This is a genomic window from Sphingobacterium sp. InxBP1 (genome assembly GCF_026191775.1).
In the GTDB taxonomy this organism is placed as follows: domain Bacteria; phylum Bacteroidota; class Bacteroidia; order Sphingobacteriales; family Sphingobacteriaceae; genus Sphingobacterium; species Sphingobacterium thalpophilum.
Genome location: NZ_JAINDX010000027.1, coordinates 1 through 9,483, shown reverse-complemented (window position 1 = coordinate 9,483; position 9,483 = coordinate 1). Strand labels below are relative to the sequence as shown.

The 9,483-nt window shown below is 39.0% G+C and carries 7 protein-coding genes; all 7 read left to right on the top strand.

Annotation, left to right across the window (positions count from 1 at the left end):
• On the top strand, positions 1-1,876 hold a 1,876-nt coding region (locus K7A41_RS00360; protein WP_265712118.1), incomplete at its 5' end, for an RHS repeat domain-containing protein.
• 9 nt (positions 1,877-1,885) lie between these two features.
• Positions 1,886-2,275: a hypothetical protein gene (locus K7A41_RS00355; RefSeq protein WP_265712117.1), complete on the top strand. Its 390-nt coding sequence runs from the start codon at positions 1,886-1,888 to the stop codon at positions 2,273-2,275.
• A 391-nt stretch (positions 2,276-2,666) separates the two neighbouring features.
• Positions 2,667-2,876 (top strand): CPCC family cysteine-rich protein, encoded by a 210-nt coding sequence (locus K7A41_RS23710; RefSeq protein ID WP_416221936.1) that lies wholly within the window; start codon positions 2,667-2,669, stop codon positions 2,874-2,876.
• A gap of 368 nt (positions 2,877-3,244) precedes the next feature.
• The gene (locus K7A41_RS00350) at positions 3,245-3,469 is read left to right on the top strand and encodes a hypothetical protein (RefSeq protein WP_265712116.1); all 225 of its coding nucleotides are present in this window, start codon (positions 3,245-3,247) and stop codon (positions 3,467-3,469) included.
• Between the two features lie 333 nt (positions 3,470-3,802).
• Positions 3,803-4,291 carry a hypothetical protein gene (locus tag K7A41_RS00345; RefSeq protein ID WP_265712115.1) on the top strand — a complete coding sequence of 163 codons (489 nt, stop codon included), beginning with the start codon at positions 3,803-3,805 and terminating at the stop codon, positions 4,289-4,291.
• Between the two features lie 863 nt (positions 4,292-5,154).
• Positions 5,155-6,225 (top strand): hypothetical protein, encoded by a 1,071-nt coding sequence (locus K7A41_RS00340; protein WP_265712114.1) that lies wholly within the window; start codon positions 5,155-5,157, stop codon positions 6,223-6,225.
• 153 nt (positions 6,226-6,378) lie between these two features.
• Positions 6,379-9,483: hypothetical protein (locus K7A41_RS00335; RefSeq protein ID WP_265712113.1), on the top strand; the 3,105-nt coding region annotated here is incomplete at its 3' end.

Sequence of the window (9,483 nt, the reverse complement as noted above, 5' to 3'; positions counted from 1 at the left end):
GGTGCTATACTATGATGACTATGGTAGGGTGATCCAGACTGCTTCAAAGAACCATCTTGGAGGAACGGATTATGTGACCAATACCTATAACTTTGCGGGAGATCTGCTGACCAGTACACGTGTACATACGCCGGTGACGGGAGCTGCAACAAAAATCGTAACGACCAATGATTATGACCATGTGGGTAGGTTGGTCTCAACAAAAGAAAAGATCGGATCACAAGCGGAAGTAATCTTAACTTCCCATAGCTACAATGAGATCGGGCAGCTGAAGACCCGTTATATGGGTAAGGCTGGAACAGAACCTGGCTATGTGGATACAACCAGCTATACTTACAATGAGCGTGGCTGGACCAAGCGGATTGCTTCCAGTAATTTTACCCAGTCACAGATGTACCAGGACGGTGGAGCAGTGCGGCAGTATAACGGTAATATTGCACAGGTCATGTGGCGTTTTACCCCTACGGGCGCTACCAGTACTTTTGAATATGGCTACGATAAATTGAACCGCTTGATCAGCGGAACCAATGGGCAGACCGGATCAGCAAGCATCGCAGAGGCGATCAGCTATGATGATATGGGCAATATCAAGACGCTGAAGCGTGATGCACAGCTGGTGACGACATATACGTATGACGGGAATAAGCTGACGGGGCTGTCGGGAGGACTGACCGGATCATATACCTATGATGCGAACGGTAATGCAAAGACAGACCGTCTGGGGATGGTCTTTACGTACAATCACCTGAACCTGCCACAGACGGCAAAGAAGAGCGGCACGGATGTAGCGTTTTTGTATGACGCCACGGGCAGAAAGCTACAGAAGGTCTCGAAGATCGGAACGACCACGCCGATCACTACGATAAGAGACTATGTTGATGGTATTGAATACAACAATGGCACGATAGATATCATCCACAATCCGGTGGGTTATGCGCAGCTGAATGGGACAAGTTATGTCTACCATTACACCCTGACGGATCATCTAGGCAACGTGCGTACGACGTTGAAGCGTCGTACAGGCAGCACGACTGCGGTAGATGTGGTACAGCGTGACAATTATTATCCATTTGGCAAGCGCAAGGTTGTATTGGGTGGAAATAATCGGTACCTTTATAATGGGAAGGAGATCCAGGGCGAGCTTGGGGATCAGTACGATTACGGGGCAAGGTTCTATGATGCGGAGATCGGTAGATGGAATGTAGTGGATCCACTGGCGGACATGTTTGAGGATGTGTCTCCATACAATTATGGGATGAACAATCCGATCCTGATGATAGATCCGACAGGGATGGCTGCTGATACAATAAGTAGAAGTGTAGTAGGTCCGATCGTTGATGTATGGCGAAATGTGAGTAATTTCAGGTGGCCTACGTGGACATACAATGTACCTATTCTTGGAGCTGCAGCAGAAAGTGGGAACAATTTAGCTGATGGTAACTATGTTGCATCATTGGGGAATTTCGGTACTTCTTTGGTAGAGTTGTTTACTGCGGGATATTTTAGTCAATACAGAATTAGTACTAAAATGGTAACGTCAACTACGGAAGCTGCATCAGCAAAATTGATGTTGGGAACAACAAGAATGAGGTTACTGAGAAATGTAAAGAATGAGCAATTGAAGAAAATGATTAAATTTCTGTATAGGGAAAACGCAAAATTTGGAAATGGATCAACAGGTGCGATGATAAGAGAAGAGATAAAAAACGGAACAGTGACATCTGGATCCGGTAGCCACATGGTTAAGGCAAAAGATGCTTTGGAAAATATGCGAAAATTACTAAATGGAAACTATGGCGAATTAGTTGACTCAGATAGAAAGATTATTTTTGAAATAGTAGAGGATTTAACGACCGGAACAGGGTTAAAATGGTAACTGAATTTTATGAAAGAATTGAAAGAAATCGATATATTAATTTTTGATATTTTAAGTAAAGGTTTGTATGAAAAATTACCTGAATACAAGAGTATAGTAGATTCACAAGCGGACTCTATTTATTCTTCACAATACAATATCTATTTGTTTATGAACGAGTTTGCAACTTATCTTGGAAATAGAATAATAGAAGATAGAGAAAGCAGTTTTGTGAAAACATCATTTGAATATATTAATTTTTTAGGGGAAAGCGATAATTGTGAGGTATTAAATATAGTAAATGTTGGGGTTCTTGAAATTCTTTATTCAGAGAAAGGATGTGATAGGGAATTTGTCAAAAAGAGTTTGAGCGAAAAATTAAAACGATACTTCGATTCATGGTCAAAATATTATTTCTAATGCCTATAACTACTAATACATTGGTGCAGTTGGACGAGACCTCAATATTTAGTCGGAAATGAAACATAACCTAATCTTTTATCAGATTGGGGTATGTTACTCTCTGCTTTTTGATTTTAGATTCATGATCCGTCGAAAAATTTTACTTAACATGGGAAAGAATCGTCGCAATGGAAGGCCATCTCGAAGGATGCCTTTTATAAGCGAGCTATAAAGTTAGCTGATAGTCCTATTGGGGGAAATATTAAAGGTTTTACTTCAAAGCAAGGCTGGGTTTTCAAATTTAATTCTCAAACAGGGGAGTTTTTAACTGTTCATCCAAAAGGTCATATAGAAACATTTTTCCGACCAACCAAAGGAATGGACTATTACGTACAGCAATTACAAATATATGGACAATAATAGAAACGGAAAGTTTGAGTGTCCCTGTTGCGGATATTTTACATTAAAAGAGGAAGCTGGGAATAGTTTTCAACTTTGTCCTGTTTGCTATTGGAAGGATGATAGGGTTCAATTTAATGATCTGACATATGAAGGTGGAACGAATAGCTTAAGCCTGAATCAAGCTAAAGAAAAACTTTCGAAAGTTTGGTGCCATTGAAGAACGCTTTAAAGAATATGTAAGACAGCCTTTTAAGGAGGAAATGAATCTATGTAAACTGAAAATAAATATTATAAGTTATAAAACAATAATGCCTAATCCTATAAAGATTGGGCGTTGTTGTTTGAGTATGGCTTGTATCTTGCTCTTGGAGAGGAACGCGCCGAGCAGTGCAAATATATGATGATTTTCGCTTCTATGGGCTTTTCCATATCCTGAAACCTTTCTTATGTTCTAAGGTCAAAGGGCATCTCGCTGGTCTCCCGTGCGAGATAATCCAGTGTGACACCAAAAGCCTTGGAAATCTTCTTTGTAGCATCGAGTGAGGGTAAGATTACAGTACAACCAGAGCTCCTACAGCTACAGTGATGCAGAAGCAGGATTATTATCCGTTCGGTAAGACAAAAAGTATTGCAACGAGCATTGACAATAAGTACATTTATAACGGCAAGGAGATGCAGGCTGACCTGAGTGGAGGTACGCATGTCTTGGGAAGTTCTTATGCACTGGAGGGGCAGCTGGATTACGAAAGCGAGGTTCTACGAAGTAGAAATCGGAAGATGAGGTTACAAAAGATAATTATAAAGATCTAGGCTATCTCAAAATAGGGGCGCGGGAAAGGTTTATAGCGTTATCAAGGTAAAAGCACACGGGAAATATAGTTTTGAGATCTTCTTTTGTTTAGATGTGGAGGTGTTTTGGCGGGAGCTTTTGCTTCATCAGTTATAGGCTGAGAATTCGGAGGTATGGTCGGTAGTGCATTTGGTCCAGGATCAGGCACCTCTGCCGGTGTGATGCTGTTGTGGCAGTTTCTTTTGGAGCCTCTGAAGGACTAGGGACTGATACGATAAAGTGTCGGCAGGCGTGGTTCTGGGAGATACGAATTTTATCAATACTATTAACAATAATATACTGATATAAATAATATGGTTCTGAAAATATCATTATGCAGCCACTTCCAAAGATTATGGCTGCTTCTTATATATTGCTTTCTGATATTTCTGCTTTTTTGGAGTACCGGTTTTGATATGGTTATCTTAATGCTTGGGATTGTGATGGTAGGTACTTTAATAGTCCCCACTGTTATAGTCCATTTAAATCATTATAAATATTGCAGGGGGCGACGTGTGGTATTATTGGATGATATGATCGAAATTAGGGGTGTTGGTAGTGTCCTTGCTGTGTCAGTAAAAGAAATAACCTGTATTACGGTATATATGTCTGGAGCTCGTTATTCAAATCTAGCCATTCAAAGCTTTCCTTTTGAAAATTACTTTTATTGTAAAATAGATACGGTCGCAAGTGATCCTCTTTTTCTGCCAGGTCTTTTCTCCGATAACTTAGATAAACTTTTGGAGGTGAGATATAAGGTGCCTTTTGTGAGAGAAAGAAAATATTATCCAATTATTGGCTAGATGGCTTTTTTTGATGAAGAGTATTATAGTAGCTAAATCTGTAAAATTGATATTGAAAGACTAAGTACCCCATTTAAGGGTACTCCTTTATATCTTGTATTATATAGGAGAATCCGTTTAATCCTTTCGGTATAAGCTGCCAGCACATACTTTATTCATTCTAATTTTTGAAATCGAATTGTTTGTAGGAGTAGCATCAATATGCAGATTATGTTATAATCGTGATAAAACAACCGTTATATGGCAAAGGCTTTTGATTTTGACTGGGAACGGGAAAGTATCTTGATAATGGTCGAGAGGTAGATTTTGCAATACTTTTAAGAAGGATATTACGAATGTAAAATCGCTCTCGTTGTCGTTTAAATGATTGTAGCCAAAATCTACGACGATGCTACAAAGCAATAATACTTAGCTTTATCGATGATCAAGAAAGGTTCCCGTATCTGCTCAGTGACGGTGTACGGCCATGACGTTGGAGTTTTTCCAGCCACTCGAAAGTTTCAATGGGGGCTCTTGTTCCTGCAACTTTCATAACAACCCTATACATGCTGGTGAGTTATGCCGAGAGTCAGCTGCTCGGACGCTGAACCGACAGAAAGAAGTAAATGAGAAAGCACCTGAGGGTGTTTTTTTGTTCGTCTGGATAAAAATCAGAAGCATATGAGTACCCTCTTGATTTAAGTCTGGCGCAATGAAATATTTAACGAAAATCTTTTATACATATTTTCGAGAAATTCTTATCTTTGATTGAGCTTAAATTAATGCGTGCAGCCATCTGATGAAAAGTAATTAAGCTCAATTGGATTAGCCGTTTCTTTTATATTTATAAATTATCCTTTATTGTTATTAACCATTTTATCATCATGAACATATTGAAGTCAGGAATCTTATGTTTCCTTAGTGCTTTTGCTATGGAAGGTAGTGCACAAAACCTATTGAATCTCAACGACTGGGTGACGGGGAGCGGTGGCACCGCGGGGTTTACACCAAACGGTCTTGTGACGGAAAATGAACGGGAGTGGGGAGCTGGTCCGCAGGGGCGGCAGGTTGTTCTATGGAAAGGAACCCCCAGTGGTGATCAGAATGGAGATGGTGGATGGAATTCGGCCGACATTCCCATCAATCACCAGAAGACCTATCGTTTTTCGGTCTGGATCAAAAGGACGAATTCAAAAAGCGGAACAGCTTATTTCGGTTGTGGAGCGGGGGTAACCTCTTTAGCCGGTGTTGTGAACAATAACGCCTACTTTTGGTATGGCAATCTGCCTGAGCTTGATAAGTGGTACTTACTTGTCGGCTATGTCCACGGATCCAGCGATCCTTCTACCGTTAGTTCTGGTGGCATCTATGATGGGGTGACGGGCAAAAAAGTACTTGCAATGGTAGATTACAAATTTAGTTCAAGTGTGACGGCCACCCGGCATCGTGCTTACTTGTATTATGATCCTAACGTGAATGACAGACAGTACTTTTATGGCCCGCGCTTGGAGGAGGTCAATGGCAATGAGCCTACGATAAGCTCACTGCTGGATAACCCGATTGGTATTGGCGATTTTTCTTTTTCAGGAAAGGTAGGTATCAAAACAGCAACACCAGGTGCATACGAGCTCGCAGTCAATGGCAAGATCCGAAGCCATGAAATCAAGGTGGAGACTACAGGCTGGCCCGACTACGTATTTGGAGAGGCATATAAGCTGCCGCCATTGTCTGATATGGAAAAGTTTATCAAAGCGAATGGCCATCTTCCCGATGTGCCTAAAGCGAGCGTAGCCGAAGCGGAAGGTATATCCTTGGGGGAAATGAACAAGGTTCTATTGAAGAAAATAGAGGAATTGACGCTACATCTGATTGAGAAAGATAAAGTTATGAAGAAGATGGCGGAGCGTATCGAAAGACTCGAAGCAAAATCAAACAGGGAAGATGTGAATGAATGATTCTTCGAACAGGAATAAAAAAAGTTAAATATTTAAAAGATAATCTAAAAAATAACGATCTCAACTTATAACACTCAGAATTATATGTATAAGAATTTTTTGAGCAGATGCTTGTTGTTTATTCTGCTTATTCAGTTAATAGCTTTGTCTTCTATGGCTCAAACCGACGCTTTTAATACAAAACCACAGATTGTAACCCCGAATGTTGCTGCGTTTCTACGTTATGGCGATTTTAATGTAGGTGTGAATACTGGGGTGCCTGATATACGCATTCCTTTATTCAACATAGAATCAGGCTCCATCAGATATGGCGTTGATATAGATTACAATGCAACTGGAATTAAAGTAGCACAACTGGCCTCTTCAATTGGTCTTGCCTGGTCATTAAACATAACCGGAATGATTAGTCGTACGGTTCGCTCTCTTCCGGATGAATATGGTACTTATGGATTTATTGATCTAAATAAGACCTATGAATATAAATATAGTTTGACATCGCAATTTGAGATTCAAAAATATGCAGACCAAGAATATGATAACGAACCAGATATTTTCAGTTTTAGGCTTCCAACCGGGGAAGCTGGCAAGTTTATGTACAATCTTGAAGAGAGGAAAATTATCAACGATGTAAATGCTGGTTTTAAAGTCGATTGGGTGAATCGTACTTCATTTTTATCGAATTCTTTTACTATTACTACAACAGATGGTACTAAGTACTTTTTTGAGCAGCCGCAATTATACTTCGATGATAGCGCGCGAGAGATTTTACCTTCATTAAGACGTTATATACAGACCTGGTTTTTGACAAAGGTTGAAAATGTCAAGGGTGACGTTATCACATATCAATATGAAACAGTATCAGCCAATGCGACATTACCTTCAGGTAACAGCGTACAGCCAGAATGGCTTACGCAAAAAAGCTATATGAAAAAGTATCTTTACAATGCTAATCCTTTGGATTATACCCTTTCCCCAGTTGAATACTCTGAAAGTATTTCAAATTATAGTACAGTGGAACCACGTATTAAGGAAATAACAACCAAGCAAGGTAGAGTGGTGTTTAAATATCTTAATCCTAGATTTGATTACCCTGGGCATCAACTAAATGAAATAGAATTATATCGGAAAGAAGCGCTCATTAATCGGGTTTCATTTTCCTATAGCTATTTTACTACTTCAGATCCTAAATTTCAACGAGACTATCGGTTAAAACTGGATAATATTGAAATAGGAATCACTAAGGAACAAAAATATTCTTTTATCTATGATATGAGTGTAAGATTGCCTCCGACAAATTCTACACAACAAGATTATTGGGGTTATTATAATGGAAATGAATCGAATTATTTGCCACGTATTAAGCCACCGTCATTGCCAGGTATAAATATCAATGAATATGTAGGTTTATCAGATAGAAACGTAAATGTTTCACTAATCAAAGCGGGAATTTTACAGGAAATTGTTTATCCCACAGGTGGAAAGACAAGTTTTAACTTTGAACCTAATTATTACTTTGGTAAAACTAATCAGACAGTCAATAGGACGTTTGGTCGGAATATGAAGGTTACCGGAAACTCAAAGAAAGTTCCCGTCAGTGATACAGTGGATTTCCTTGTTGATAAATATATATCCCCCAATACGGCATATTTAAACGTTTATTTTTCGAAACTGCAACAACCTAGCCCTTATGTCGATCCACCAAATATGCAGGTTGTTAAACTCTTGGACCTGACAAACAACTGGACAGTTCTCCAAGTTAATCGAAGTAAAGTATATACGCAGCCAGAGAGTATTAGGTCACCTATTGTACTTACACAAGGCAATCGCTATCGATTAATAACCACTGTGGTGGATGCTGCTGCTGCGTCTCTTTTTGATGCATCTTATGTGGAAGCGGCAGTTACTGGAGAATATTCTGTCGAGGTCAATCAGAATATCTATGCAGATGGTTTACGCATAAAAGAAATCTCTAATTATGATCAGAACAATTCTCTTGTGAATAGAGATGGTTTCAGTTATGGCTCTGACGGCAGCGGCATTGTTCTAAGAGATCTAAAAGATGTTGACAATAATCTATTTTATGAGAAATGGAAAATAACTTTACCAAATTGTTCTCAAATATCGGATTGCGAATGTTTCTATGATCGTAATTACGTAGTTTACGTTGGACATGCTAATATATTGGGTCCTACTCTCTCTGGGCGACATATTTATTATAATTATGTAGAAAAGATTCAATACAACCACAATAATATGAAATTAGGAAAGATTGGGTATTCTAGGGAAATTAATAGTAGCATCCCGTACCGATACTATTTTCCAAATGGGCCGTATCAGGCCGAATTTATTAATAATATATCTGTCATCGGGAACGTTCCTTCTGAAACCTACTATAGATGGGATGATGTCGGTAATACGTTTGTCAAGCAACGATCTATATCGCGTCAATATACTTTCTTGCCAAATACATTTTCAATGGTAAAATATTATAGAAAAAATATCTATTCTAATAATACCTGTAAATATAGAGTTGTAGAAAATACAAGTGATTTATTTGGTGTATCACTTTTCAAAATTTCTCTTCCTCAATACCAGTTACTAAATGAAACAGTCACTGATTATGATTTAAGTGGAGATCAAGTTCTAATAAGTTCAGCGAAGGATATGGAATATGATGTAATTTTTGGACAGTTGAGAAAAACGACGATAGTAAATAGTGAAGAAGAGAAGGTAGATCGGTATTTTGTTTACCCGTACGACTATATTCAACCAAACATTTGGTTATCCAAATTATTGGAAAAAAATATAATAGGTACCCCAATAGAAACAATAACACTAGCTCATCGGAGTCAAGGAAAGAATATCACCCAGGGACAGTATTCTACCTACGATAATTACGGGAGGCGTTTGGCTGTTTATGGGTTAAATCTGGTTAATAACGGGATAAAAGTAGATGAATTTAAAATTAGTAATCGATTGAAAGGAATCCTTCCACCCGAAGGCTCTGCTACCCCCTTTCAGCCAGACGATCGTTACGAGAAGAAGATTGAGTGTTTAGGCTATGATTTATTTAACAATTTTCGCGAGATTTTAGAAAATGGTAATTTAAGAACCGTTTATCTCTGGGGGTATAGCGGTCAGTATCCTATTATTGAAATCAAGAATGCGACCTATGCAGAGGTATCTGCATTACTTACCCCAGCGGCTATCGACAACCTCAACGTGTCGACACATTCGGAAGCTACAATGGAGACCCTG

Coding starts and splice junctions, on each gene's coding strand:
- K7A41_RS23710 (WP_416221936.1), top strand. CDS start 2,667: ATGGACAATAATAGAAACGGAAAGTTTGAGTGTCCCTGTTGCGGATAT.
- K7A41_RS00340 (WP_265712114.1), top strand. CDS start 5,155: ATGAACATATTGAAGTCAGGAATCTTATGTTTCCTTAGTGCTTTTGCT.
- K7A41_RS00355 (WP_265712117.1), top strand. CDS start 1,886: ATGAAAGAATTGAAAGAAATCGATATATTAATTTTTGATATTTTAAGT.
- K7A41_RS00345 (WP_265712115.1), top strand. CDS start 3,803: ATGGTTCTGAAAATATCATTATGCAGCCACTTCCAAAGATTATGGCTG.
- K7A41_RS00350 (WP_265712116.1), top strand. CDS start 3,245: ATGCAGAAGCAGGATTATTATCCGTTCGGTAAGACAAAAAGTATTGCA.